The sequence below is a fragment of the Micromonospora sp. DT63 genome, from assembly GCF_049841615.1.
Taxonomy (GTDB): domain Bacteria; phylum Actinomycetota; class Actinomycetes; order Mycobacteriales; family Micromonosporaceae; genus Micromonospora.
Genome location: NZ_JBNCKQ010000003.1, coordinates 49,954 through 74,977 on the forward strand (window position 1 = coordinate 49,954; position 25,024 = coordinate 74,977).

A 25,024-nucleotide genomic window follows, 5' to 3' on the forward strand; every position below is an offset into this window, starting at 1 on the left:
CGCGGACGAGCGGACCGTCAGGCCGATGTTCGGGTCAGGTAAGGATCACCGGGCAGCCGGACCGTGAAGGCGGCGCCGCCCTCGGGCGCGTGGCCCGCGACGATCTCGCCGCCCAGCCGCCGGACCAGCCCGGCGGCGAGTGCCAGGCCCAGCCCACTGCCCACCTTGCGCACCCCCCGGTAGCGCTCGTGCAACGCCCCCCGCTCGAACGCCACCGCCAGGTCGTCGTCGGTGAAGCCGGGCCCGCCGTCGCGGACCTCCAGCACACCGCCGGCCGCCGGGTCCGCACCGACCGGCCGGACCGCGAGCACCACGGGCGCCCCCGGGGGTACGACCCGCAGCGCGTTCTCCAGCAGCCCGTCCAGCACCTGTCGGATGCGACCCGGATCGGTGTACGCGGACACCGGCTGACCGGGCGCCTCCACGCGGAACGACACACCCACCGCGGCGCACCGACCCGACCAGGTCGGCTCGGCGTCGGCGGCCAGCCGGGTCAGGTCGACAGGCACCGGCTCCAGCGGAAAGTCGGCGGCCTCCAGCCGGGCCAACGCCAGCAGGTCGCCGATCAGGCGGTCCAGGTGCTGGGCCTCGGCCAGCATGGTCCGGCCGGTGTCGGCGGTGCCGTCCGCGTCGATGACGCCGTCGGCCAGCGCCTCGGCGTACCCCCGGATCGCGGTCAGCGGGGTCCGCAGCTCGTGCGAGACGGAGAGCAGGAACTCACGCTGCCGGCCCTCGCTGGTGGTCAGGGCCGCCGCCAACCCGTTCAGCGCCTCGGCCAGGTCGGCGACCTCGTCCGGCGGTTCGACAGGCACCCGGACGGCGCGGTCTCCGGCCCGCAGTCGGGCGGCGGCGGTGGCCGCGACGCGGATCGGTCGGGCCAGTCGGCGGGCCAGCAGGAGACCGGCCACCACGCCGGCGGCCAACCCGGCCAGCAGCGGCAACCAGAGGCTGAGCAGCACCTGCGCCCACAACCCGTTCGACGAGGCGCGGGACAGCACCACCCCGTTGCCGCCCGGCAGCGCCCGGCCCTCCACCAGGGCGCGGTGGCCGTTGACCGGGCGGCGGGCCGACACGTTGCGGCCCTGCCCGATCCGCTGCACCACGCGCGGCGGCAGGCCCGACCGGTCGACGGTCCCGCGCCGGATCAGGTACGCGTCGATGCCCTGGTCGCGCAGTTGCTGGATGAGCCGCTCCTCGTCGACGGTGCGACCCCGGTCCAGCCGGGTGCGCAGCACCTCGGCGGCGAGTCGGGCCTGCGCGGCGAGCGCCTGCTGGTCGCGTCGCTCCGCGCCGCGGATCGCCAGTGGCACCGCGACGATTGCCGTGACGAGCACCGACACCAGTGCCACCGCGCAGGTGACCAGCACCGCGCGGGCGGTAAGCGTGCGGCCGAGACGGCTGCGCCGGGGTGCGGCCGGCGGGCGGGCGCCGACCACCGGCAGTGCCATGGTCGGCGACTCGGCGCGCACCGGCTGCTCAGGCATCGACCGCGTACCCCACGCCCCGGTGGGTACGGATGACGCTGGCCGGGCCGAGCTTCGCCCGCACCTGCGCGACGTGCACGTCCACCGTGCGGGTCCCGGCGTGCGCGGCGTAACCCCAGACGCCGGCCAGCAACTCCTCCCGGGTGAAGACCCGGCCCGGCCGGGCCATGAGATGCGCCAGCAGGTCGAACTCGGTGGAGGTGAGCTGCACCGGTACGCCGCCGGCGGTGACCGTCCGCCGGGCCGGGTCGAGGGTCACCGGGCCGACGATGCGCTGTCGTTCCGCGCCCTCGGGGCCACCGGCGCTGCGGCGCAGCACCGCGCGGACCCGGGCGACCAGCTCGCGCGGACTGAACGGCTTCGTCACGTAGTCGTCGGCGCCCAGCTCCAGGCCGACGATCCGGTCCACCTCGTCGTCGCGGGCGGTGAGGAAGATGACGGGCGTCCAGTCACCGGCCTCGCGCAACCGGCGGCAGATCTCGGTGCCGGAGAGACCGGGCAGGGCGATGTCCAGGACGCAGGCGACCGGCCGCAGCCGGCGGGCGGCGCTCAGGCCGGCCTCGCCGTCGCGTTCGAGGTGGACGCCGAACCCGTCGCGGGTGAGGTAGAGCCGGACCAGGTCGGCGATGGCCGGCTCGTCCTCGACCACGAGGACGAGCCCGCGGTGCGGCGGTTCGACTGTCACCGGCCCATGATTGCCGACCCGGTCGGTTCGGCGCGATCGGTGCGTGTTCGAGTTCGGTAAAGGAGACGTGAACGGCGACCGGCCCGCCGGGCGTCAGCGCGCCACGGCGGGGCGGAACGCGCTGGGTCGGACGGCGGCCGGCGCGTCACCGATGGTGGCGACGATCCGCTCGCGGGGTGCCCGCAGGCGGGTCCGGAACGCGTGGTTGAGCAGCGCGTCGAGCTGCCACACCTGCTTCGGGTGGCTGGTGCGGATGAGGAACCGCTCGCGGATCCCGTCGATCGCGGTGGCGGCCAGCTCGACCGACCCCAGCCGGGGGTCCGGGCTCCAGGTGACGTTGCTCAGCTCGCGCAGCTCGGTGTTGAGGTGCAGGCGCAGCCGGTGCAGGAGCCTCGTCTGCTGGGTCACCACCAGCCGGCGGTGGGTGAGCAGCAACAGGTAGTCGCCGGTGACCGGACGGTCGGGGCGGCTGCACCGGGTGACCAGGATGGTGGCGTCACCCGAGCCCACGCAGCGGCGGAAGACCGGCATGTGCCGGCTCACCGTCTGTACGGCCAGGCCGGCCTCGGTGGCGGCCGGGAGGAACGTTCGAGAGAAGACGTCCATGACCTGCCCAACGACCTCCCCGCACCGGTGACGTGGGTCACGTCGGAATTTTGGAAGTTCCACGCGCCGCGTCGCACCGCCTGTCCGACTTCCGACCGGGACGGATGTCGGTCAGCCTTCGGGCGCAAGAGGGGAGGCGGCGAACAGTTCGGCAAGCCATCCGGGCACCGCCTCGGCGTACTCCGCCCGGGCCGGGTCGGCCGTGTCCAGGGCCCGCCGCCAGGAGAGCGACCGGCTCACCGCGCCCAGGTTCATGGCCAGGTCGGCGGCCTCGACGAGGGTACGGCGGTCGTAGCGGTCGGTCCACGACTCCAGGTAGACGTCGCGCAGCCGGGCGAGGCTGGCGTCGTCCGCCGACAACGCGCTGGCGTACCGGATGGAGCGCAGGGTCACCAGCAGCGTGCCGAACGGGTGCGCCACCGAGGCGTCGCCCCAGTCGAAGTAGCGGTACCCGGCCGGCCCGGCGAAGACGTTCCCGTCGTGCAGGTCGTCGTGCTGCACGGTGGCCGGGATGCCGATGTCCGCGAGCCGGCGACACCGCTGCGCGTACGCCGGAACCTCCGCCCGCAGCCGCTCGTACGTTTCGACGGCGAGCCCGCCCTCCGCGCCGACGCGCAGCGAATCGCGATCGTCGAGCAGTTCGGCGAGCAGTCCGGGCAGCACCTCCGGGCGGTGGTCCGGTACGCCGAGGGCGACCAGCTCGTCGGCGTGCGGTGTGGTGGCGAGTTGAAGGGCCGCGTACCCGGGCAACGCCCGTTCCCAGTGCGCCAGGTCGGGGTCGCGGCCCAGCACGTCACGCAGTGACTCGCCGCCGTCCGGAAGCAGCGACCAGCCCCGCTCCCGGTCCACGGCGATCGGGGTCAGCACCCGCTCGGGCGTCAGCCCGGCCAGCATCGCGATGAGGACCGCCTCGTGGACCGTGCCCCGGTTGTTGGCCTTGAACCAGACCGGCCCACCGTCGGTCGGTACCCGCCAGACCAGCGACCACGGCCGGACTCGGGGCTCGACAGGCCCGGTGGCCCGGCGACCGGCGTTGCCGAGTTGCTCGTCGACCCAGGTTCGGGCCTCCTGCTGCCACTGCACGCTGGACCAGTCGGGGGCGCGCTCGTCGGCGATCGTCGTCACGATGGGCACCCTAGGCGGCGTGCCTGACCGGGGCGAGACCATTTCCGCGGTGCTCCTCGGGCTGGCGGCCGAACCGCCGGGTCAGACCGGCGCGACGGTTCCGGCCGGCGGCGGGTCAGACCAGCTCGACGATCGTGGCGTTGGCCATGCCGCCGCCCTCGCACATGGTCTGCAGGCCGTAGCGGAGCCCGTTGTCCCGCATGTGCTGGAGCATCGTGGTCATGATCCGGGCGCCGGAGCCACCGAGCGGGTGCCCGAGGGCGATCGCGCCACCGCGCGGGTTGAGCCGCTCCGGGTCCGCCTCGGTCTCCGCCAGCCAGGCCAGCGGCACCGGGGCGAACGCCTCGTTCACCTCGTACACCCCGATCTCCTCGATGCCCAGCCCCGCGCGGCGCAGCGCCTTCGCGGTGGCCGGGATGGGCGCGGTGAGCATGGTGACCGGGTCGTCGGCCGCGACCACCGCGGTGTGGATGCGGGCCAGCGGGCGCAGACCGTGCCGGCTCGCCCAGTCGGACGTGGTCACCGCGAGCGCGGCGGCGCCGTCGGAGATCTGGGACGCGGACCCGGCGGTGACCACGCCGTCGGCGCGGAACGGGGTGGCCAGTTCACCGAGCTTGTCCAGCGAGGTGTCCCGACGGATGCCCTCGTCGGCGGTGAACTTGCCACCATCGGCGAGCGGCACCGGTGTCAGCTCGGGGTCGAACGCCCCGGCGTCCTGCGCGGCGGCGGCCTTCTCGTGGCTGGCGAGCGCGAACTCGTCGAGCTGCGTACGCGAGAGGCGCCACCGGCGGGCGATCAGCTCGGCCCCGACGCCCTGGTTGAACGGCAGCGGCGCGTCGTCGGCGAAGCCCTCGACACCCCGGTAGCGGGCGCGGAGCTGGTCGCTGAACGGCATGCCGCCGGCCACACTGGAGCCCATCGGCACCCGGGTCATCGACTCCACACCGCCGGCGACCACCAGGTCGGCCTGGCCGGAGAGGACTGTCGCGGCGGCGAAGTGCAGGGCCTGCTGGCTGGAGCCGCACTGCCGGTCCAGCGTGGTGCCGGGCACCGTCTCGGGCCAGCCGGCGGCGAGCACCGCGTTGCGGGCGATGTTCCAGGACTGCTCGCCGACCTGGGACACGCAGCCCCAGAAGACGTCATCGACCTGCGCCGGGTCCAGGCCGGTGCGCTCGGCGAGGGCGCGCAGCACGTGCGCCGACAGGTCGACCGGGTGGACACCGGCGAGGCTGCCCTTGCGCCGCCCGACCGGGGTGCGTACCGCGCCGACGATGACCGCGTCACTCATGTTTACTCCCCGGTAACTTGGGCTGCCCCGATCCTACGTCGTCCGTGGAACCCTCGTCCGCCCACGGGCCGAGGTGCCGCTACTCCCGGCATCCGCCGACCGCTGGCATGCTGGGCGGGTGGACGAGATCTCCCCGGTGCGGCAGTGGCGGGTGCCGACGAACCTGCCGGTGGCCAAGCTGGCCGGCGCGGTCCTGCTGGTCGCCCTCGGTCTGCTCTTCGCCGACGGCGACCCGATCCGGCTGGTCGTGGCCGGTGTGGCCGCCGCCGCACTGGCCGCCTGGGCGGTACGGGACCTGGTCGCGCCGGTCCGCCTGACCGTCGATCCGGCGGGGCTCACCGTCATCCACGGCTTCGCCGGCCGGCGGCTGCTGCCGTGGCCGACGGTCGAGGCGATCACCGTGGACCGCCGGCAGCGGTGGGGGCTGACCGGCGAGGTCCTGGAGATCGACGCGGGCGAGTCGCTGCACCTGTTCGGCAGGTACGACCTCGGCGCCACCCCCGAGGAGGTGGCCGCCGAACTGCGCGCCGCCCGCCGACACCCCTGAGCGTCAGCTCAGCAGTTGCGCGGTGCGGAACAGGACCAGGCCGAGCAGGATCAACAGGATGATCGCGCCGCCCACGGCCTGCACCAGCGTGCGCCGACCACGCGGCGCGTACGCGAGCACCGCCGCCATCGCGCCGCCGACCACCAGGCCGCCGAGGTGCCCGGGGATGGAGATGCCCGGCACGGTCAACGTGAACACCAGGTTGATCACCAGGATGGGGATCACCTGGGAGATGTCCCGGCCGAGCTTGCGCTCGATGATGATCAGCGCGGCGAAGAGGCCGAAGACGGCAGTGGACGCGCCGGCCGTCGCCGAGTTCTGGGCGCTGAACAGATAGGCGGCCACGTTGCCGCCGAGGCCCGCGACCAGATAGAGCGCGCCGAAGCGCAGCGGCCCGAGGTTGGCCTCCAGCGACCGGCCGAGCACCCACAGCGCCCACATGTTGAGGAGCAGGTGGATGACGCCGTAGTGCAGGAACATCGCGGTGATCAGCCGATACCACTGACCCTCGGCGATGCCGCCGAGCGTGCCGTCGGGGAGGACCGCCAACCCGAGCACCGAACCCCAGTTGGTGAGCGGGGTCCCGCCGCCCATCAGCCCGCCGAAGCCGGAGCCGCCGAGCGCGGCGTCCCCGCCCCGGTCGGAGGCGATGGACAGCAGCATGACCAGCACGTTCAGGGCGATGATGCCCTTGGTGACGTAGCCGTGCCGGCCGGCCGTACCACCACCGAAGGCGGTACGTGCCGGCCGGGCGGTGCGACGGCCCTCGTTGACGCACTCCGGGCACTGGTGCCCGACGGACGCCTCCCGCATGCAGTCCGGACAGATCGGCCGGTCGCAGCGGGTGCACCGGACGTAGGTCTCCCGGCCAGGGTGCCGGTAGCAGACCGGGGTGGTCGGCGGGGACTCGCTCACCGGGCCGGTCCTCCGTCCGCCACCGCGCGGCTCACCGACGCTGGCCGGCGCGGTGCTCCGGAGCGCTCAATCATGCGAGCAAAGGTACCTCGCGGGTTCGTCAGGCGGCAGACCGCTCGATCTCGACCCGCTCGATGACGACGTCCTGCAGCGGACGGTCGCTCGGGCCGGTCGGGGTGTTGGCGATCGAGTCGACGACCTTCACCGACTCCTCGTCGGCGACCTGACCGAAGATGGTGTGCCGGTTGTTGAGGTGCGGGGTCGGGGACACCGTGATGAAGAACTGCGAACCGTTGGTGCCCGGTCCGGCGTTCGCCATCGCCAGCAGGTACGGCCGGTCGAAGCGCAGCTCCGGGTGGAACTCGTCGGCGAACTTGTAGCCCGGCCCGCCCCGACCGGTGCCGGTCGGGTCGCCCATCTGAACCATGAAACCGCTGATCACGCGGTGCGAGATGGTGCCGTCGTAGTACGGCCCACTGCCCGGCTGACCGGTGCGCGGGTCGGTGTATTCCCGGTTGCCCTCGGCCAGGTCGATGAAGTTGCGGACCGTCTTCGGAGCGTGGTTTTCGAAGAGCTCCAGCCGGATCGGGCCAGCGTTGGTGTGCAGGGTGGCGTAGACAGCCTCGGCCACGGGTACTCCTCACTCGTTGGTCAGTTCCATGCGGATCCTCCCATGTGCCCGATCTGGCATCGCGGAGGCATCCGAAGGTGGAGGATGACGAAGGAACAACTCCCAGGAGGTAGGACCGTGTTTGGAATCGGGCGGCGTCAGTCCCAGGGCCAGCTCGCCAAGGCAGAGCTGAACCAGAGCATCAGCCACCTGATGCAGGCAGCCAACCACGCCGCCAAGGGCGCGGGCGCGACTGTCGGTCCGCGGGTCCAGGTGGCCCGGGGCTATGTCGGGCCGGCCGCGGTGAAGGTGCGCGACCGCGCGTCGACCGGCTGGGGAACCACACTCACCACGCTGGCACCGCTGGCGGCGGCGGCCCGGGACGGCGCCACGCAGGCAGGGCCGCTGACCAGGAAGGCCAAGTCGAAGACCATGCGGATCACCGGTAAGAAGAAGCAGCCGCGCCGTCGCGGCTCGATGATGACCGGCCTGCTGGCCGCGGGCGCCATCGCGGGCCTGGCCGGCGCTGTCGCCCTGCGTCGCCGCCGGGAGCAGCAGGAGTGGGCCGAGTACGACCCGACCCGCACCCTGGAGCCGATGCGCGACGAGGTCGACTCGATCGAGGTGCGTACGCCGGCCGCGCCGACCGCGACCAAGGGGACCGACGGTTCCGCCATGGCCGGGATGACCGGCGCCGGCAGCTCGGCGGTGGCCGGCGGCGACAGCGCCAGCACCACCGGCACGGCCAAGCCGGGCAGTGTCCGCCCGACCAACAAGGTCCCGTCGGTCGCCGAGGGAGCCACTGACGTCTCCGGGCGCCCGACCGACGACCTCACCAAGGCCCTGGGCAAGGACACCGCCCGCACCAACGGCCGCCGCTGACCCCCGGCACAGCAACGCAGCGAGCGCCGGCGACGCGGGTTCACCCCGCTCGCCGGCGCTCTCGCGATTCCTGCCGGCGCTGTCGCGGGTCAGAGCCAGCCGTTGCGGCGGAACCAGCGGTAGAGGGCCAGGGAGACACCGAGCATCAGGGCCAGGGCCACCGGATAGCCGTACGTCATCTTCAGCTCAGGCATGTTGTCGAAGTTCATGCCCTCGACGCCGGCGATGGAGGTCCAGACCGCGGCGATGGCCGCCCACGCGGCGATCTTGCGCATGTCGTTGTTCTGGTCGACGGTGACCTGGGCCAGCCGCGCCTGAAGGATCGAGTTCAGCAGGTCGTCGTACGAGTTCACCTGCTCGACGGTGCGGCTCAGGTGGTCCTGCACGTCCCGGAAGTACTTGCGGATCTCCTTGGGCACGTCGCGGTTGACCTGGGAGGTCAGGTTCATCAGCGGCCGCTGCAACGGGACCACCGCACGCTTGAACTCCACCAGCTCCCGCTTCATCTGGTAGATCCGCTGGATCCGGCCGTGGCTGTTGCGGTCGAAGACCTCGGCCTCCAACTGATCCAGGTCGTCCTCGAGCTGCTCGGCCACCTCCAGATAGAGGTCGACCACCCGGTCGGTCACGCCGTACGCCACCGCCCATGGGCCCTGGAGCAGCAACTCCTGCTTGGTCTCCAGGTCGGCGCGGACCGGGGAGAGCCGGCAGGCGTCCCCGTGCCGGACACTGATCAGGAAGTTCGGGCCGATGAAGAGCATCACCTGGCCGGTCTCGACGACCTCGGAGGTCTCGGTCAGCTCGGTGTGCTCGCAGTAGCGGGCGGTGCGCAGGACCAGGAAGCTGACGTCGTTGAACCGCTCCAGCTTGGGTCGCTGCTCGGCCTTCACCGCGTCCTCGACGGCCAGCTCGTGCAGGCCGTACGTCTCGGCGATGGCGGTCATCTCGGCCAGCTCCGGCTGGTGCAGCCCGATCCAGACGAAGCCGTGCTCCTCGCGGCGTGCCGCCTCCAGCGCCTCCGCGTAGGTCCAGTCGCCGGGCTGCCGCTTGCCGTCGATGTAGAGCGCGCAGTCGACCACCCCGCTGCGGCCGGTGCCGGTGGGGGCCGGAGTGGGCGGCGATCCGTCGGCGTTGAGCATCCTGGTCACCGCCCGGACCGGGGACGGCCAGGCCCGGGGTCGCAGCACCCGGGACGTGTTCAGCGGGGCCGTCCGGCCCTGCTCTGCCCGATCCGTCATCGCGACACCTCCCCGCGCTCGCCTGCGGCTTGCAGGCTACGCCGATGGTCGCCACCGGCAGGTGTGACGGCGGTCGCGGGTGCGGCGCCGGGCGGGCCGGGCCGCATCGGGGGGTGAAGGACGACACGGCCCACCCGGCGCCCGTGGGGGCGGGGGTTGTGCTGCACGCGTGGCCCGAGGTGGCGGCGGGGTGACCCTCGCTGCACCTGACGGGTGACGCTCGCAGCATTGTGAGCCGCCGGCCGCCCGCTGGGGAGTCCCGGGACGGCCGGCATCGTCGTTCTGTCGGGAACCCGACAGAAAATCAGCTCCGAATGGCTTCGACAGCCGACGCCAGCCGGCGGACACCCTCGTCGATCTTGTCGGCCGTCACGGCCGAGAAGGCCAGCCGCAGGGCGTGCCGCCCACCGTCGAGAACGAAGTCGCTGCCCTTGACCACTGCGACACCGCGCTCGGCCGCAGCCGGGGCGAGCTGATCGACAAACACGTCCTCGGGGAACTCCACCCACAGGAAGTAGCCGCCGTCGGGCTCCACGAACCGGGCCTGCGGCAGGTGCTGGCGCAGCGACTCGGCCAGCACCCGGGCGCGTTCGCCCAGCGCCGACCGGACGGTCTCGATCGAGCGGTCGATGTCGCCGGAGACGCAGAACTGGTGCACGATCGCCTGCGACACCATGCCGGGCGAGATGTAGAGGCTCGTCGCGTTCTTGGCGATGTCGGCGATCAGATCCGCCGGACCGACCAGATAGCCGACCCGCACGCCCGGGCAGACGGTCTTGGTGAAGCTCGACGCGTGCACGACCACGTTGCGGGTGTCCAGCGAGAGCATCGACGGCAGCGCCTCGCCGCGGAAGCGGATGTCCGCGTACGGGTCGTCCTCGAAGATCGTGAACTCGTACTCGGCCGCCAGGTCGAGCAGTTCGCGGCGCTTCTCCAGCGACAGGGTCATGCCGGCCGGGTTCTGGTAGTTCGGGATGACGTGGGCCAGCCGGGGGCGGACCCCGGACTCCAGCAGCTTGCGCAGCTCGGCGGTGTCCAGACCGTCGGGCTGGACCGAGATGCCGTGCAGCTCGCTGCCCATCCGCTGGAGGTTGAGCAGCGTGCGGTCGTACGTCGGACGCTCCACCACCACCGCGTCGCCGGGACGGACCAGGTGGTCGAAGAGGAAGGCGTCGGCCTGGAGCGAGCCGTTGGTGACCAGCACCTGGTTGGCTTCGACCCCGTGCTTCTCGGCGATCCACTTTCGCAGCGGAAGGTAACCGACGGAGGTGCCGTACGCCGTGACCCCCGCGGGGTCGGCGTCGAAGGCGCGTACGGCGGCGGCCTTGAGCCCCTCGACATCGACGATGTCCAGCGAGGGTGCCCCACGGGCAAAGGAGATCAGCTGCTCGGCGGTCATGGATATTGAGCGTACGGGCGGCGGCGGGCGACGCGCGGACGGCACGGCGATGTCCGCATCCTGAGCCACCGGGACGGGTGACCCGGGTCGGCCGGTCGCCGTCAGATCAGACCGGAAGTGCGAGCGAGTCGTGCTGCGGCGCGCGGGAAAGGCCCTCCAACTGCACGCCGAGCGCGTCGAGGAGCTGGCTCCAGTCGAAGTAGGAGCGCCACGCGACGATCCGGCCCCGGCGTGCCCGGACGATGTCGGCAACCTCCCAGCTCACCGACCGGCCGGTCGGAGCGACGGTGCCGTACGGCGTGTGCAGCGTGCCGGTGTGGGTGCCGCTGAGGCGCAGCTCCACTGCCGCGCCGCCGGACGTGCGCACCGAGCCCAGCGGATCGACCCGCAGATCCCCGAAGGCACCCGTCCAGGTGCGCAGCAGCGCGGGCAGCTCGATCGGGCGGACCGTGACACCCGGCATGGCGTAGAACGCCTCCGGGGCGTACAGGTCCGGCAGTCGGGCCACGTCCCGCCGCAGAAGCATCGCGTACTGCTGCTCGACCAGGCGCTCCGCGTCACGCATCGGGCCCTCCCCCACGGGACACGGAATCTCCGCGCCCGCGAGGGATCCTTACCCGTCGATCCGGCCTGGCACACCTCGCGGGGTCAGGTCGTGGCGGCCACCTGGCTCTCGGCCCAGACCCGCATGATGTCCCGGACCGAGATCACCCCGGCCACCTCCCGGCCGTCGAGCACCACCAGGTGCCGGAAGCCGCCGCGGGCCATTGCGGCGGCGGCCTCGGCGACCGTCCACTCCGGCCCCGCGTAGACCACGTCCCAGGTCAGGTGGGCGCCGGTGCGTTCGGTGTCGCAGTCGAGGCCCGCGCCGATGGCCTTCAACACATCGCGTTCGGTCATGATCCCGATTCCCTCGGACTCGGGGTCGATCACGACCGCCGACCCGACACCGCGGGTCGACATCATCCGGGCCGCCTGACGCAGCGTGTGCTCCGGACCGACGACGAGGACCTGGCTGGACATCGCTTCCCGTACCTGCATCACACATCACCCCTTTGGGACGGTGGCATTCGGTACGCACATGGTCGTCGGTGGATGTTTCCGGGACAAGACCGGGCATCGTCGCGATGCCGGGCCGCTCGCTACTGTCGAAGCGTGTCCACCGAGCCCCTGCGCTGCGCCGGCGCGCTGATCGTCGACCACGACGGCCGAATCTTCTTCCAGCGCCGCTCACCCCACCGGCGCCTGTTTCCCAACTGCTGGGACGTCGTCGGCGGCCACCTGGAACCGGGCGAGGAGATCGCGGAGGAGGGCTTCGCCACCCTGCGGTCGATCGATCGGTGAACACCGTCGAGCTGGCGCCGTACCGGATCGCCGGGCTGCTCGCCCCGGCCGTGGACCGGGCGTTCCGCGCCGGCATGCTGGCCGGCCGCGACGGTGGCGGCGCCGAGTTGAGCCAGCGGTACGGCGGGCCGACGGCGAACGGCTTCCTGGTGGACCTGCGCACCCGGCTCGCCGCGCCGGGCGGCACCGTCGACGGGCCGGGTTTCGCGGCGATCACCCGCTACGCCGACCCGGTCGCGGTCCGCCGGGCGGTCGACAAGCAGGTGGCGTACGGCATGCTCCACCGCCGTCCGGACGGATCCCTCTCCGCCACCGAGCGGGGGGCCGCGTTCCTCACCGAGCTGTACCAGGTGCACGCCGAGGTCACCGAGGAACTGTGGGCCGGGCACGACGAACGGGTCACGCGGCTGGTGGCGGCGCTCGGCCGGCTGCTGACGTACGCCCTGGTGCTGGCCGACGCCGACGGCGACCGGAACGGGTCGGCGTTCGCGGCGCTGGCGCCCCCGCACGAGCCGGACGGCACCCCGCCCGGCGTCCTGCTGCTCAACCGGCTCGGCACGCTGCGTTACCACCGGGCCGACGCGCACGCCGCCGCCTGGACGGCCGCCGGGCACACCGCGTCAAGCGTCGCCGCCCTGCCTCCCGGCCCCGAGCGGCTGGCCATCGAGCTGGAGACCGACCGCCGGGCGGCCGGCCCGTACGACGCGCTCGACGCCGAGGAGCGGCTGACCATGCTCGCCGACCTGGCCGCGCTGCCCGGCTGACCCGGTTGGCCGGAGCGGCACGGCCGGCCGGCGCTATCCTCCAGCGGTGACGGGGAGCAGGACGAGGGAGGATGTCGCGATGATCGGAATGGTGCTCGCGGCCGGCGCGGGACGACGGCTGCGCCCGTACACCGACACCCTGCCCAAGGCGTTGGTGCCGGTGGACGGCGAGACGACGATCCTGGACATCGCGCTGGGCAACCTGGCCGAGGTCGGGCTCACCGACATCGTGATCGTGGTCGGCTACGCGGCGGACGCGGTCCGCGAGCGGCAGGCCGACCTGGAGAAGAAGTACGGGGTCACGCTCACCCTGGTGCACAACGACAAGGCCGAGGAGTGGAACAACGCCTACTCCCTCTGGCTGGCCCGGGAGTACTTCGCGCGCGGGGTGCTGCTGGTCAACGGGGACACCGTGCACCCGGTGAGCATCGAGAAGACGCTGCTGGCCGAGCGCGGCCCGGGCATCCTGCTCGCGGTGGACACGCTCAAGCCGCTGGCCGAGGAGGAGATGAAGACCACCTTCGACGCCGCCGGCCAGCTCACCCGGATCACCAAGATCATGGACCCGGGCGAGGCGTACGGGGAGTACATCGGCGCGACGCTTATCGAGCCGCAGATCGCCGACGCCCTGGCCGACGCCCTGGAGGCGACCTGGCGGCGGGACCCGAACCTCTACTACGAGGACGGCTACCAGGAGTTCGCCGACCGTGGCGGCGAGGTGCGGGCGGCGCCCATCGGCGACGTCCCCTGGGTCGAGGTCGACAACCACGCCGACCTGGCCCGCGCGCGGGAGATCGCGTGCCGCTACTAGCTCGGAGCGTCCTCACCCCGCTGCACATCGACGTGCGGCGCGGGGCGGTCGCCGACCTGGCCGCGATCCTCGCCGACGGGCGGATCTCCGCCGGCGGTGACGTCGCGGTGGTGGTCGGCCCGGGCCAGGGCGCCCAGATCGCGGAGCTGATCCGACCGTCGCTGCGCTCGGCCGACGTGTTCACCGTCGCCGGGGCGACCCTCGACGCCGCCGACGACCTCGGCGGCAAGCTCCGCGCCCGGTCGTACGACGCGGTGGTCGGCATCGGCGGCGGCAAGACCATCGACGTGGCCAAGTACGCGGCCACCCGGCGCGGGCTGCCGATGGTGTCGGTGGCGACCAGCCTCGCCAACGACGGGATCGGCTCCCCGGTGGCCAGCCTGATCACCGACGGGATCAAGGGCTCCTACGGGGTGCACATCCCCATCGCGGTGATCGTCGACCTGGACTTCGTGGAGAGCGGCCCGGACCGGCACAACCGGGCCGGCATCGGCGACGTGATCAGCAACATCAGCGCGCTCGCCGACTGGGAGCTGTCCCGGCGGGTACGCGGCGAACCGGTCGACGGGCTGGCCGCCTCGCTGGCCCGGGCGGGCGCCGAAGCGGTGCTCAACCATCCCGGCGACATGACCGACGACGCCTTCGTCACCGTGCTGGCCGAGGCGTTGATCTCCAGCGGTCTGGCCATGGCGGTCTGCGGCACCAGCCGTCCGTCCAGCGGCGGCTGCCACGAGATCATGCACGCCGTCGACTCGCTCTTCCCCGGTACCGCCTCGCACGGTGAGCTGGCCGGGCTGGGCGCGCTGTTCTGCACCTGGCTGCGCGGAGACCTGCGCCGCTTCGGGGAGATGTCGGCCTGCCTCGCCCGGCACGGTCTGCCCCGACTGCCCGCCGAGGTGGGGCTCACCGACGACCAGTTCATCGAGGCGGTGCAGTTTGCGCCGCGTACCCGGCCGGACCGGTACACGATCCTCGAGCACCTGGCCCTGTCGCCTACCGAGACGCGGGAGCGGCTGGCAGACTACGCCGGTGCAATCCGCGACCAGCTTGGCTGACCCCCGTCCCACCGTCGCCGACTTCCACCGGGTGAACCGGGGCGGCGGCCTGTTCAGCGAGTCGATCAGCCAGTGGCTCGGGGCCGTCTTCGCGTTGGTCGCGCAACGCCTCGGGCTGCGCCCGACCGCGCTCACCCTCACCAACCTGGTGCTCGGGCTGGCCACCTCGGTCACCGTTGTGGCGCTCGCCGGGCCGGTCGCCGACGGGGACGTACCGGCCTGGGTGGTCGGCCTGCTCGCCCTGATCGGCTGGCAGGTCGCGTACTCCCTGGACTGCGCCGACGGGCAGCTCGCCCGGGTGACCGGCCAGGGCAGCCCGGCCGGCGCACGGATCGACATTCTCTGCGACGTGGCGGCGCAGATCGCCCTGGTGGCCGCGCTGGCCGCCACCGCCGTGGCGCAGGAGCCGTCGACGCCTAGCTGGCTCGTGGCGACCTTCGCGGGCACCTGGATGGTCAACCTGGTCACGTCGGTGATGCAGTCCGGCCCGAACGCGGCCAGCATGGTCACCTCGACCTCGCTGCCGGTACGCCTGGCCAAGCTCGTCCGCGACTACGGCGCGGTGGTCTTCGTGGCCGCAGTGGTGCTGGCCGTGGCCCCCGCGCTGGTCCTCTGGGTGCTGGTGGCGTTCACGATCGTCAACGGCGGCTTCCTGCTGGCCAGCATCGCCTTCTCCGCCCGCGCCTCGCTGCGCTGATCCCCCGCCCGCGCCTCGCTGCGCTGATGCCCCGCCCGCGCCGCTCCCAGACCGGCGCCAAGGGTGTTCGAGTCGTCCTTTGCTCTGCTTCAGCCCAGGAAACACGTGGCGTCCGATATCCGGACACCGGGTGTTTCCTCCGCTGAAGCAGAGCAAAGGGAGCGAACAGTAGGTGCTCTCCTCCCGGATTTCGGCGCTCCCGCGCTCCCGCGCTCCCGCGCTCCCGCGCTCCCGCGCTCCGGAGTTACGGCGTTACGGCGTGGGCCATCCCCGCGTAGATGTCGATGAGCTGCTTGGTGACCACGTCGGGGTGGAAGGTCCGCTCGTAGCGGGCGCGGGCGGCCAGCGCCAACCCGGACGCGCCGGCACGGGCCACCGGCAAGGCCGCCGCCAGCGCGGCCGGCTCCGGAGCCACCACCCAGCCGGCCTCGCCGAGGCCGATCCCGGCCGGCATGACCGGCCCACCGCCGCCGGCGACCGCCGAGGCGGTCTCGGCCGGGCCGGTGCCGGCGGGCTCGTGCGGGGCGTCCGCTCCGACGAGGTACGGGATGCCGCCCAACGCGGTGCCGAGCACCGGCCGGCCACTGGCCAGCGCCTCGATGATCACGGTCGGCAGCACGTCGTGCCACATCGAGGCCGCGATCACCACGGCGCTCGCCTCGACCGCGGCGCGTACCCCGGCCCGGTCGAGCTGACCGAGGTAGACCACGTCGGGTCGCTCGGCGACCGCGGCCTCCACCAGCGGGCGCAGCTCGCCGTCACCTGCCACGCGCAGCGTGCCCAGGGTGCCCACCGGATGCCGACGCCAGGCGTCCAACAGCAGGTCGACACCCTTCTCGGGCGAGAGCCGGGCCATGTAGAGGAAGCCGTCACCCAGTGGGGCCGGCCGGCCCGGATCGGGTACGGCATTCGGCTTCACGACGATCCGATCGTCCGGAATGCCGTAATCGCGGAGGTGGTCGGCGATGGCCGTGGTGAGCGCGATGAACCGGTCCACCGAGCGCCAGGTGCCCCGGTGCACGGCCAGTGTGGTCGCCATCAGTGCGCTCTGCGCCGTCGAGTCGCGGTAGCACCGGTGCCTGATCGCCGGCACGCCCAGCGCCCGACCCTTGCAGTCCTGGCAGATCACCCCGTCGCGGAAGTAGATCCCCGACGAGCAGACCTGCCGGTAGTTGTGCACCGTCTGCACCACCGGCACACCGTGCCGGTGCGCGGTCCGCACCACCCACGGCGAGATCAGGGGGTACGGATTGTGCAGGTGCAGCACGTCCGGGCGGTGCTCGGTGAGCAGCCGGCTGAGGTCCTGCTGGGCACGCGGCGCCCAGATCGGCGAGATCGGCAGCAGCGCCTTGGCGGCCTTCGACATCGACGGGATCTCGTCCGAGCTGCGGATGAAGGGCAGCACCTCGACGCCGGCAGCGGTGAGCTGAGCGATCTCCGAGTCGACCATCGTGTTCTCGCCGGAGGGCTGAGCTTCCCGGTACCGGTTGTGCGCCACCACGATTCTCACGGGAAAGAAGGCTACCGTTGGTTGGTGCCCGAACTACCGGAGGTTGAGGCGCTCGCAGGTTACCTGCGGCAGCGCGCGGTGGGGCGGCGTGTCGACCGGCTGGAGATCGCCGCGATCAGCGCCCTGAAGACGTACGACCCGGCACCCGCCGCGGTCGCCGGTCGGGCGGTGGTCGACGCCCGACGGCACGGCAAGTTCCTCGACGTGGTCGTCGAGGGTGATCTGCACCTCGTGGTCCACCTGGCCCGGGCGGGTTGGCTGCACTACCGGGAGGCGTTTGGATCGACGACGCCGCTGCGACCCGGCAAGGGCCCGATCGCGGTACGCGTCCGCCTCGACGACGGCTCCGGCTTCGACCTCACCGAGGCCGGCACCCAGAAGAAGCTGGCCGCGTACCTGGTCACCGACCCGGCGACGGTGCCCGGGGTGGCCAAGCTGGGCCCGGACGCGCTCGCCGCCGACCTGCCCACCTTCGCCGAGCGGCTGCGCAGTCGGCGTGGGCAGGTCAAGGGGGTGCTGACCGACCAGTCGGTGCTGTCCGGGGTGGGCAACGCGTACTCGGACGAGATCCTGCACGCCGCGAAGCTGTCGCCGTTCGCGATCACCGACCGGCTCACCGACGCCCAGCTCGCCACCCTGCACGCGGCGACCCGCCAGGTGCTCGGTGACGCGGTCGAGCGGTCCCTCGGCCAGCGTGCCGCCGAGCTGAAGGGTGAGAAGCGGTCCGGGTTGAAGGTGCACGCCCGCACCGGGCTGCCCTGCCCGGTCTGCGGGGACACCGTGCGGGAGGTGTCGTTCGCCGACTCGAGCCTCCAGTACTGCGCGACGTGCCAGACGGGCGGCAAGCCGCTGGCTGACCGACGGTTGTCCCGCCTTGTACGGTGAGTAATTCCACTCGGCGACTACGGAGCGGAATCGGCCAGAGTGCGCCGAAGCTCCCGTCCGCCGTTCTCGCCACACGCACATCCATCGGTATAGTGGCCCGGTCCCCGGCTTCTGAAATGGTGCGGAGCCGGCCAGATCCCGCCGGCACCATCGGTCGCCAATCTCCTTCGGGGCGACGACCGGTCGGAGCCCGCGTGGGAGACTGGGACGGTGGGCGACCCGGGCCCTCACGCCGAGTGAGCGGCCCGTGTCATGCGGGAGGACATGGGTGAGGTGACGGCAAGCCTCCAGCGCCCGGTATCCAACGAAGGCCGGAGCAGACTCGTGCGGCACGTCGACAGCTTCGAGATCCAGCCGCCGACGCCGCCGTCCCACAACGGCGTCCCCCGGTCGGCTTGGGCCCGGGCGCGACGCCGTGTCTCCCGCTGGCACCGTCCCTACACCGCCATCCTGCTGCTGCTCGACTTCGGCGCAGCGGCGTTCGCCAGCTGGATCGCGATCCAGCTCTTCGACCAGGCCGCCTCCGGTTTCTCCGGCACCAACCAGGATCCGACCTGGTTCCACACCGTCTCCTACCTGCTGCTGCCGCTGGGCTGGGTGGTCATCCTCTGGAGCAACCGGGCGTACGACCGGCGCTACCTGGGGCTCGGGCCGGACGAGTTCAAGCGGGTCATCCGGGCCGCCGTCACGGTCGCGGCCAGCGTCTCCTTCCTCGCGTTCGCCACCAAGACCGCGCTGTCCCGGTGGACGGTAGGCACGGCACTGCTCGGGGCGCTCCTGCTGATCCTGTGGGGCCGCTTCGTGGCCCGCTGGGCGCTGCACTACATCCGCCGGCGGGCCGGTCAGGCCGCGCACCGGATGGTGCTGGTCGGCACCCTGCCGGAGTGCCTGGAGGTGTACGCGGCGGTCACCCGCAGCCCGAACGCCGGGCTGGTCCCGGTCGCCATCCACATCACCGACGGGTACGCGGCGGCGCGGGGGATGCCGACGCCGGTGCCGGTGCACGCCGGGCGCGACGTGCTGGCCCTGGTCCGCGAGGTCGGCGGGGACACCATCGCCGTCTGCGGGTCGGCCAGCGCCGAGCCGGGCGAGCTGCGCCGGCTGGCCTGGCAGTTGGAGGGCTCCGGCGTCGACCTGGTGGTCGCACCGCAGTTGACCGACATCGCCGGCCCTCGGGTGCACATCCGGCCGATCGAGGGTCTGCCGCTGCTGCACGTCGAGGAGCCGACCCTCTCCGGGCCGGCGCTGCTGGCCAAGAACCTGATGGACCGGGTCGCCGCCGGCCTGGGCCTGCTGCTGCTGATCCCCCTCTTCGTCGCCGTCGCCGTCGCGATCCGCATCTCCGACCCCGGGCCGGTGTTCTTCCGCCAGCCCCGGGTGGGGCACGAGGGGCGCACCTTCCGGGTGTGGAAGTTCCGGACCATGTACGTCGACGCCGAGGACCGACTGGCCAGCCTGACCGACCAGAACGAGACCGACGGCATGCTGTTCAAGATGAAGCAGGATCCCCGGGTCTTCCCGGTGGGTCGCTTCCTGCGGGCCTCGTCGCTGGACGAGCTGCCGCAGTTGATCAACGTGCTCTGGGGTGAGATGTCGCTGGTCGGGCCCCGCCCACTGCCGGCCGACGATGGTGACTTCCTGGGCGACGTGCGCCGCCGCCTGCTGGTCCGCCCCGGCATGACCGGTCTCTGGCAGGTCTCCGGCCGCTCCGACCTCTCCTGGGACGAGGCCGTCCGGCTCGACCTCTACTACGTCGACAACTGGTCGCTGGCGTACGACCTGAGCATCCTCTGGCGCACCGTCGGCGTGGTGCTCGCCCGCAAGGGCGCGTACTAGCGCTAAGGGCGGCGAGCCGTCAGGATCGCTGCGTGGGTGGCAACCTCTCCGCCGTCGTCGGCGTCGTCTCGCTGGTCACCGCGTTGACCGCGGCTCTGCTGGCGGTGCTGCGGTTGCGCGCCCGGCGCGGCATCGCCACCGCCACACAACGGGCCACCTACGAGGTGCTGCACACCGCCGGCCTGGCCGCCGAGCCGCTGCGGGCGGGACTGAGCGCGGCCGGCGCGACGAAAGCCGTACGCCATCTGCGGGCCCTGGTGGGCGCGGTCGGGCTGGCGCTCACGGACGCCGACGAGGTGCTCGCCCTCGACGGGCGCGGCACGCACCACGGTGAACAACTACTCGCGGCGGCCCAGCGGTCGGTGGCCACCGGGCGCTCGACGGTGCTCGGGGAGTCCGACCTGCGGTGCGACCGGGTCGACTGCCCGATCCGCGGTGCGGTGGTCGCGCCCCTGCACGGCGCGGACGCGCGGGTGGTCGGCGCGCTGGTGGCGATCGCCGACAGCGCGCCGGCGCCGGGACTGGTCCAGGCCACCCTGGAGACGGCGCACTGGGCGGGCAACCAGCTCGCCCTGGCCGAGCTGGACTCGTCACGGGAGCGGCTGGCGAGGGCGGAGGTCCGGGCGTTGCGGGCGCAGATCAGCCCGCACTTCATCTACAACGCGTTGACCGCGATCGGCTCGTTCGTCCGCACCGATCCGGAGCGGGCCCGGGAGTTGATCCTGGAGTTCGCGGAGTTCACCAGGTACTCGTTCCGGGCGCACGGGGAGTTCACCACCCTCGCCGAGGAGCTGCGCTCGATCGACAGGTACCTGACGATCGAGCGGGCCCGGTTCGGCGACCGGCTACAGGTGCGGTTGCAGATCGCCCCGGAGGTGCTGCCGGTGACGCTCCCGTTCCTCTGCCTTCAGCCGCTGGTGGAGAACGCCGTCCGGCACGGGTTGTCCCGCAAGCCGGGCACGGGCATGGTGAGCATCGAGGCCCGGGACGCGGGCGCCGAATGCCACATCACGGTGGAGGACGACGGGGTGGGAATGGATCCGACCACGCTGACCGCCGGCATCGCCGAGCTGGCCCGCAGCACCGGCGATCCGGGAGACGACCCGGGCCAGCACGTCGGCCTCTCCAACGTCGACGAGCGACTGCGGTCGGTCTTCGGGGACCGGTTCGGTCTGGTCGTCGAGACCGGGCTGGGTTCGGGCACCCGGGTGAGCATGCGGGTGCCGAAGTTCCACCCGGGCGTACGGGCCGGCTCGTGACCACCGGCTTCCTGCGGGTGCTGGCGGTGGACGACGAGCCGCCCGCGCTCGACGAGTTGGCGTACCACCTGCGGGCCGACCCCCGGGTGGCCCGCCTGCACACCGCCGGGGACGCCACCGAGGCGCTGCGGCTGCTGCGCGACGGTGACGTGGACGTGGTCTTCCTGGACATCCGGATGCCCGGCCTGGACGGCATGGAGTTGGCCCGGGTGCTGCGCCGGTTCGCCCGGCCGCCGGCGATCGTGTTCGTCACCGCGTACGACGACGGGGCGGTGGACGCGTTCGACCTGGGCGCGACGGACTACGTGCGCAAACCGGTACGCGCCGAACGGCTGGCCGAGTCCCTGCGCCGGGTGATCGGCTCACGGGTGGTGCCGTCGCATCCGGCGGCGCTGGCCCGCGCCGAGGAGGACCCGACCATCCCGATCGAGTTGGCCGGCACCACCCGGATGCTGCCCCGCTCGGCGGTGCGCTGGGTGGAGGCGCAGGGCGACTACGCCCGGCTGCACACCGCCGAGGGGTCGCACCTGGTGCGGGTCTCGCTGGCCACGCTCGCCGAGCGGTGGGCCGATGCCGGTTTCGTCCGGGTGCACCGGTCGTACCTGGTGCAGTTGAAGTTGATCGCGGAGCTGCGCCTGGTGAACTCCGGGTACGTGGTGGTGGTCGACTCCACCGAGCTGCCGGTGAGCCGGCGGCACACCCGGGAGTTGAAGGACAAGCTGGTCAGGGCCGCGAAGCAGGACTGGAGTCGCTGAGGCGGGAATGCTCCCGACCCTCCCGTACGTTGTACGATAGCCGATACGACAACCCGGGAGGCCGCCGTGCACGAAACTCCGTTCGACGCCGAGACCGAGTTCGACACCCAACTCGACCAGCTGGTGCGACTGGGCTATCCGGCCCTGGCCGGGATGCCCGAGAGCGCCTTCCGCGACCTGGTCGCGCCGCTGCGCGCCCGCGCGGTCGACGGCGCCGCCGGCCTGAGCGCGCCCACCGACGCCCGGGTGCCGTTCCTGCTGGTCATTACACGGGACCTGATCGGGGTGGAGCCCCGGCTCGCACTCACCACCCTGGCCGGCAAGCGCAAGCCCGGCTTCCTCGACCGGCACTACGCCGAGGACGACCTGCCGCGCTTCGACCCGATCAAGGAACTGGAGGTGCCCGTCGGGCCGGCGTACCTGCTCTTCGACGTCGACCGGGGCGAGGAGTTCCGCAACCTGGCGCCGGCCGCGGCGATGGAGGGCATGACCGCACAGGACCGGCTGCCGCTCACCATCGACGAGGGGCTCGCCTTCATCACGCTCCACCCGGAGGCGCTGGCCAGCAACAGGTGCTTCTCGCTGGTCGGCTCGCGGTGCGGCGACAAGCGGGTGCCGGCGCTGTGGATCAGCCAGGGTGCGCCGAAGCTGGGCTGGTGCTGGTACGGCAACCCGCACACCTGGCTCGGCTCCGCCTCGGCCCGCCCGGTACGCGTCGGTCTGGAGTAACCGCGCACGGCCGCCGCCACGGCTCGCTCGGTTCGTCCACACGGAGGCTCGGGGGTTCGTCGAGGCCAGCCCTCGTGACCCCCGGGTTATCCACAGGGGTGAACCGTTCTCCACAGGTTATTCACAATGCCACCCACTGATCTCCACGGTGGCTCCCTACAGTCAGACCCCATGAAGGAACGCCGCGTCCTGGTCGTCGAGGACGAACGCACCATCGCCGAGTCGGTCGCCGCCCGACTCCGCGCCGAGGGTTTCGCCGTGGAGATCGCCACGGACGGCCCCAGCGCGGTCGAGCGGTTCCGGGCCGGGCAGCCCGACCTCGTCGTCCTCGACGTGATGCTGCCCGGCTTCGACGGCCTGGAGGTGTGCCGCCGGATCCAGGCCGTCCGGCCGGTGCCGGTGCTGATGCTCACGGCCCGGGACGACGAGACCGATCTCCTGGTCGGGCTCGCTGTCGGCGCGGACGACTACCTCACCAAGCCGTTCTCGATGCGCGAGCTGGCCGCCCGCGTACACGTGCTGCTGCGCCGGATGGAACGTGCCGCGACGCCCGCGCCACCCGCCATCCGGCTCGGCGACATCGAAATCAACGAGGCCGAGCGGCGGGTTCGGCGCTCCGGCGCGGACGTGCACCTCACACCTACCGAGTTCGACCTCCTGATCCACCTCGCCGGACGGCCCCGCACGGTGCTGCCCCGGGAACGGCTGCTCGCCGACGTGTGGGGCTGGGCCGAAGGCACCGGCACCCGCACCGTGGACAGCCACGTCAAGGCCCTGCGGCGCAAGCTCGGCGCCGATCTCATCCGGACCGTGCACGGCGTCGGGTACGCCCTGGAGGTGCCCGCGTGACCAACCACCGAGTGGTGGACTGGCTGGACCGTGCGCTGCCTCGCCCGCTGGACCCGGTCCGCTCGATCAAGATGAAGCTCGGCGTCCTGCTGGTCGCCTCCTGGGCGGTGGCCATCGGCTACTTCTGGTACGGCATCGGTTGGCTCCCGCCAGGCACCTCGATCACCGTCATCTGCATCGCGCTGGTCACCTCGCAGGTGCTCGCCCACGGGATGACCTCGCCGCTGCGCGAGATGACGGCGGCCGCCGGGGCGATGGCCCGCGGCGACTACACCCGTCGGGTGCGCGCCACCTCCCGCGACGAGGTGGGTGAGCTGGCCCAGGCGTTCAACAAGATGGCCGAGGACCTGCACGCGGCGGACCAGCGCCGGCGCGAGCTGATCGCCAACGTCTCCCACGAGCTGCGTACGCCGATCACCGCGTTGCAGGGCGTACTGGAGAACATGGTGGACGGGGTCGCCGAGCCGGAGCCCGCGGCCCTGCGCGCGGCGCTGTCCCAGACCGAACGGCTCGGCCACCTCGTCGCCGACCTGCTCGACCTGTCCCGTCTCGATGCCGGGGTGGTGCCGCTGCGCCGGGTCCGGATCGACGTCGGGGACTTCCTGGACGAGGCGGTCGAACACGCCACCGCCAGCGCCGCCGGAGCGGGACTCGACGTGAACTTCCAGCTCCGCGAGCTGGCGGTGCCACTGACCGTGCGCGCGGACCCGTGGCGGCTGCACCAGGTGTTCGCGAACCTCCTGGACAACGCGGCACGGCACAGCCCACCCGGCGGCACCGTGCGGGTGAGCGCCGAGGAACACGCCGGCCAACTGCACTTCGAGGTGAGCGACGAGGGGCAGGGCATTCCGACGGCAGAGCGTTCCCGGGTGTTCGAGCGGTTCACCCGCGGCGACCGGGCGGCCGGCGGTGGGACCGGCCTGGGCCTGGCCATCGCCCGCTGGGTCGTCGAACTGCACGGCGGTCAGATCGGGGTCCTCGACCCGGTCGGAGCCGCCAGGAACTCCCAGCCCGGTTGTCGCATCCGGGTCACCATCCCGAGCAACGGGCCACACCGAGAAGAGGCCGCATGACCAGCCCCGGCAGCACGTCCGCACCGGCCAACAGACCGACCGGGCCGCAGCCCACCCCGCCCGGCCAGGCCACCCAGGCCGCTCAGCCCGCCCAGCCCGGCCCGGCCGTTCATCCAGGTCAAGCCGCTCAGCCCGGCCAGGCCGCCCAGCCCGCCCAGCCCGGCCAGCCCGGCCAAGCCGCCCAGCCCGGTCAGCCCTGGTTCGGTCCCGGCCCGACGCCTCCGCCGACGGCCGGCCGGCCCCAACCGTGGCCACCGCAGCCCTGGCCGTCCCAGTCCGTTGCCCCACGGCCACCGTCGCTGCTCGCGCAACGGTGGCCGGGTCCGACCGGTGCCGCCCATCCGCTGCTCCTGGGCGTGTTGACGGCAGCGGCGGTCGTCGGCGCCTCGGCACTGACTGTGGTCCGGCCCGGACTGGGCTGGCTGGTCGCCGCGTTGGCGGCCACCGCCGCGCTCGCCACCGCCGGTGTCGTCCGGTCCGGCACGTCGTCCTCTGCAACCGACCCGACCGGGCGCACCGCGTCCACCGCACCGGATGCCCGACCGGGACCGCCGCCCGGCGCATCGGCCCCAGCGCCGACACCGTTGCCCGACGCGCCGGCCGCGGCCGCGCCGACTCCCGTCGCCGCCGCGCCAACCGTTCCGCCGGCTCCAACCGCTACGCCGGCTTCACCCGAAG

At 72.6% G+C, this 25,024-nt stretch carries 26 protein-coding genes; 14 read left to right on the plus strand and 12 right to left on the minus strand.

Annotated features, from left to right (window positions below):
- Positions 1-17: 17 nt before the first annotated feature.
- From ACLQ27_RS12530 to ACLQ27_RS12550, 5 genes are all read right to left on the minus strand, one after another.
- Positions 18-1,484, minus strand: coding sequence for a histidine kinase dimerization/phospho-acceptor domain-containing protein (locus ACLQ27_RS12530; protein WP_425866881.1), 1,467 nt, complete (start codon positions 1,482-1,484; stop codon positions 18-20).
- The gene (locus ACLQ27_RS12535) at positions 1,477-2,169 is read right to left on the minus strand and encodes a response regulator transcription factor (protein ID WP_425866883.1); all 693 of its coding nucleotides are present in this window, start codon (positions 2,167-2,169) and stop codon (positions 1,477-1,479) included. The genes ACLQ27_RS12530 and ACLQ27_RS12535 overlap by 8 nt, the downstream gene beginning before the upstream one ends.
- A 93-nt stretch (positions 2,170-2,262) precedes the next feature.
- Positions 2,263-2,775 carry a hypothetical protein gene (locus ACLQ27_RS12540; protein WP_234582600.1) on the minus strand — a complete coding sequence of 171 codons (513 nt, stop codon included), beginning with the start codon at positions 2,773-2,775 and terminating at the stop codon, positions 2,263-2,265.
- 111 nt (positions 2,776-2,886) lie between these two features.
- A complete protein-coding gene (locus ACLQ27_RS12545) occupies positions 2,887-3,900 on the minus strand; it encodes an aminoglycoside phosphotransferase family protein (protein ID WP_357575791.1) in 1,014 nt (337 codons plus the stop codon).
- Positions 3,901-4,015: 115 nt separating this feature from the next.
- A complete protein-coding gene (locus tag ACLQ27_RS12550) occupies positions 4,016-5,188 on the minus strand; it encodes a thiolase family protein (RefSeq protein ID WP_357575792.1) in 1,173 nt (390 codons plus the stop codon).
- 118 nt (positions 5,189-5,306) lie between these two features.
- Here ACLQ27_RS12550 and ACLQ27_RS12555 point away from each other — a divergent pair, with 118 nt between their 5' ends.
- Positions 5,307-5,735, plus strand: coding sequence for a PH domain-containing protein (locus ACLQ27_RS12555; protein WP_234582603.1), 429 nt, complete (start codon positions 5,307-5,309; stop codon positions 5,733-5,735).
- Positions 5,736-5,738: 3 nt separating this feature from the next.
- On the opposite strand, the gene ACLQ27_RS12560 is transcribed toward ACLQ27_RS12555, so the two are convergent.
- Both ACLQ27_RS12560 and ACLQ27_RS12565 read right to left on the minus strand, forming a co-directional pair.
- Positions 5,739-6,650, minus strand: a complete 912-nt coding sequence (locus tag ACLQ27_RS12560; protein WP_425866886.1) for a rhomboid family intramembrane serine protease — start codon at positions 6,648-6,650, stop codon at positions 5,739-5,741.
- A gap of 100 nt (positions 6,651-6,750) precedes the next feature.
- On the minus strand, positions 6,751-7,281 hold the full coding sequence (locus ACLQ27_RS12565; protein ID WP_234582605.1) for a peptidylprolyl isomerase: 531 nt from the start codon (positions 7,279-7,281) through the stop codon (positions 6,751-6,753).
- A gap of 84 nt (positions 7,282-7,365) precedes the next feature.
- Here ACLQ27_RS12565 and ACLQ27_RS12570 point away from each other — a divergent pair, with 84 nt between their 5' ends.
- A complete protein-coding gene (locus tag ACLQ27_RS12570) occupies positions 7,366-8,142 on the plus strand; it encodes a hypothetical protein (RefSeq protein ID WP_357491866.1) in 777 nt (258 codons plus the stop codon).
- 89 nt (positions 8,143-8,231) lie between these two features.
- Here the strand turns inward: ACLQ27_RS12570 and corA are convergent, their stop codons facing one another.
- The 4 genes from corA to ACLQ27_RS12590 form a co-directional block, all read right to left on the minus strand.
- Positions 8,232-9,380 carry a magnesium/cobalt transporter CorA gene (gene corA, locus ACLQ27_RS12575; protein WP_234582607.1) on the minus strand — a complete coding sequence of 383 codons (1,149 nt, stop codon included), beginning with the start codon at positions 9,378-9,380 and terminating at the stop codon, positions 8,232-8,234.
- A gap of 304 nt (positions 9,381-9,684) precedes the next feature.
- Positions 9,685-10,779: a PLP-dependent aminotransferase family protein gene (locus tag ACLQ27_RS12580; RefSeq protein WP_234582608.1), complete on the minus strand. Its 1,095-nt coding sequence runs from the start codon at positions 10,777-10,779 to the stop codon at positions 9,685-9,687.
- Positions 10,780-10,885: 106 nt separating this feature from the next.
- Positions 10,886-11,344: an ester cyclase gene (locus ACLQ27_RS12585; protein ID WP_357575795.1), complete on the minus strand. Its 459-nt coding sequence runs from the start codon at positions 11,342-11,344 to the stop codon at positions 10,886-10,888.
- A gap of 83 nt (positions 11,345-11,427) precedes the next feature.
- Entirely contained in the window at positions 11,428-11,820 is a 393-nt protein-coding gene (locus ACLQ27_RS12590) for a cyclic nucleotide-binding/CBS domain-containing protein (RefSeq protein WP_425866890.1), read from the minus strand.
- Between the two features lie 114 nt (positions 11,821-11,934).
- Here ACLQ27_RS12590 and ACLQ27_RS12595 point away from each other — a divergent pair, with 114 nt between their 5' ends.
- The 5 genes from ACLQ27_RS12595 (at position 11,935) to ACLQ27_RS12615 (ending at position 15,450) form a co-directional block, all read left to right on the plus strand.
- Positions 11,935-12,123: an NUDIX domain-containing protein gene (locus ACLQ27_RS12595; protein WP_357491859.1), complete on the plus strand. Its 189-nt coding sequence runs from the start codon at positions 11,935-11,937 to the stop codon at positions 12,121-12,123.
- Entirely contained in the window at positions 12,120-12,887 is a 768-nt protein-coding gene (locus tag ACLQ27_RS12600) for a hypothetical protein (protein ID WP_357491857.1), read from the plus strand. Before ACLQ27_RS12595 ends, ACLQ27_RS12600 begins: the two co-directional genes overlap by 4 nt.
- Positions 12,888-12,966: 79 nt before the next feature.
- Positions 12,967-13,698 (plus strand): sugar phosphate nucleotidyltransferase, encoded by a 732-nt coding sequence (locus tag ACLQ27_RS12605; protein ID WP_425866892.1) that lies wholly within the window; start codon positions 12,967-12,969, stop codon positions 13,696-13,698.
- Positions 13,686-14,753 (plus strand): iron-containing alcohol dehydrogenase family protein, encoded by a 1,068-nt coding sequence (locus ACLQ27_RS12610; protein WP_234582613.1) that lies wholly within the window; start codon positions 13,686-13,688, stop codon positions 14,751-14,753. The genes ACLQ27_RS12605 and ACLQ27_RS12610 overlap by 13 nt, the downstream gene beginning before the upstream one ends.
- Positions 14,728-15,450: a CDP-alcohol phosphatidyltransferase family protein gene (locus ACLQ27_RS12615; protein WP_357491853.1), complete on the plus strand. Its 723-nt coding sequence runs from the start codon at positions 14,728-14,730 to the stop codon at positions 15,448-15,450. Before ACLQ27_RS12610 ends, ACLQ27_RS12615 begins: the two co-directional genes overlap by 26 nt.
- Before the next feature lie 244 nt (positions 15,451-15,694).
- Here ACLQ27_RS12615 and ACLQ27_RS12620 read toward each other — a convergent pair whose 3' ends face one another.
- On the minus strand, positions 15,695-16,960 hold the full coding sequence (locus ACLQ27_RS12620) for a glycosyltransferase (RefSeq protein ID WP_425866895.1): 1,266 nt from the start codon (positions 16,958-16,960) through the stop codon (positions 15,695-15,697).
- A 24-nt stretch (positions 16,961-16,984) separates the two neighbouring features.
- Here ACLQ27_RS12620 and ACLQ27_RS12625 point away from each other — a divergent pair, with 24 nt between their 5' ends.
- The 7 genes from ACLQ27_RS12625 to ACLQ27_RS12655 all read left to right on the plus strand — a co-directional run bounded on the left by ACLQ27_RS12625 (position 16,985) and on the right by ACLQ27_RS12655 (position 24,346).
- Positions 16,985-17,845 (plus strand): Fpg/Nei family DNA glycosylase, encoded by an 861-nt coding sequence (locus ACLQ27_RS12625; RefSeq protein WP_357491849.1) that lies wholly within the window; start codon positions 16,985-16,987, stop codon positions 17,843-17,845.
- 264 nt (positions 17,846-18,109) lie between these two features.
- Entirely contained in the window at positions 18,110-19,681 is a 1,572-nt protein-coding gene (locus ACLQ27_RS12630) for a sugar transferase (RefSeq protein ID WP_234582693.1), read from the plus strand.
- A 32-nt stretch (positions 19,682-19,713) separates the two neighbouring features.
- On the plus strand, positions 19,714-20,940 hold the full coding sequence (locus ACLQ27_RS12635) for a sensor histidine kinase (RefSeq protein ID WP_234582617.1): 1,227 nt from the start codon (positions 19,714-19,716) through the stop codon (positions 20,938-20,940).
- Positions 20,937-21,695, plus strand: coding sequence for a LytR/AlgR family response regulator transcription factor (locus tag ACLQ27_RS12640; RefSeq protein ID WP_053651534.1), 759 nt, complete (start codon positions 20,937-20,939; stop codon positions 21,693-21,695). Before ACLQ27_RS12635 ends, ACLQ27_RS12640 begins: the two co-directional genes overlap by 4 nt.
- Before the next feature lie 66 nt (positions 21,696-21,761).
- Entirely contained in the window at positions 21,762-22,424 is a 663-nt protein-coding gene (locus tag ACLQ27_RS12645) for a DUF5701 family protein (RefSeq protein WP_357575798.1), read from the plus strand.
- A gap of 171 nt (positions 22,425-22,595) precedes the next feature.
- A complete protein-coding gene (locus tag ACLQ27_RS12650; protein WP_234582619.1) occupies positions 22,596-23,273 on the plus strand; it encodes a response regulator transcription factor in 678 nt (225 codons plus the stop codon).
- Positions 23,270-24,346: a HAMP domain-containing sensor histidine kinase gene (locus tag ACLQ27_RS12655; RefSeq protein WP_425866898.1), complete on the plus strand. Its 1,077-nt coding sequence runs from the start codon at positions 23,270-23,272 to the stop codon at positions 24,344-24,346. The genes ACLQ27_RS12650 and ACLQ27_RS12655 overlap by 4 nt, the downstream gene beginning before the upstream one ends.
- Positions 24,347-25,024: the final 678 nt, after the last annotated feature.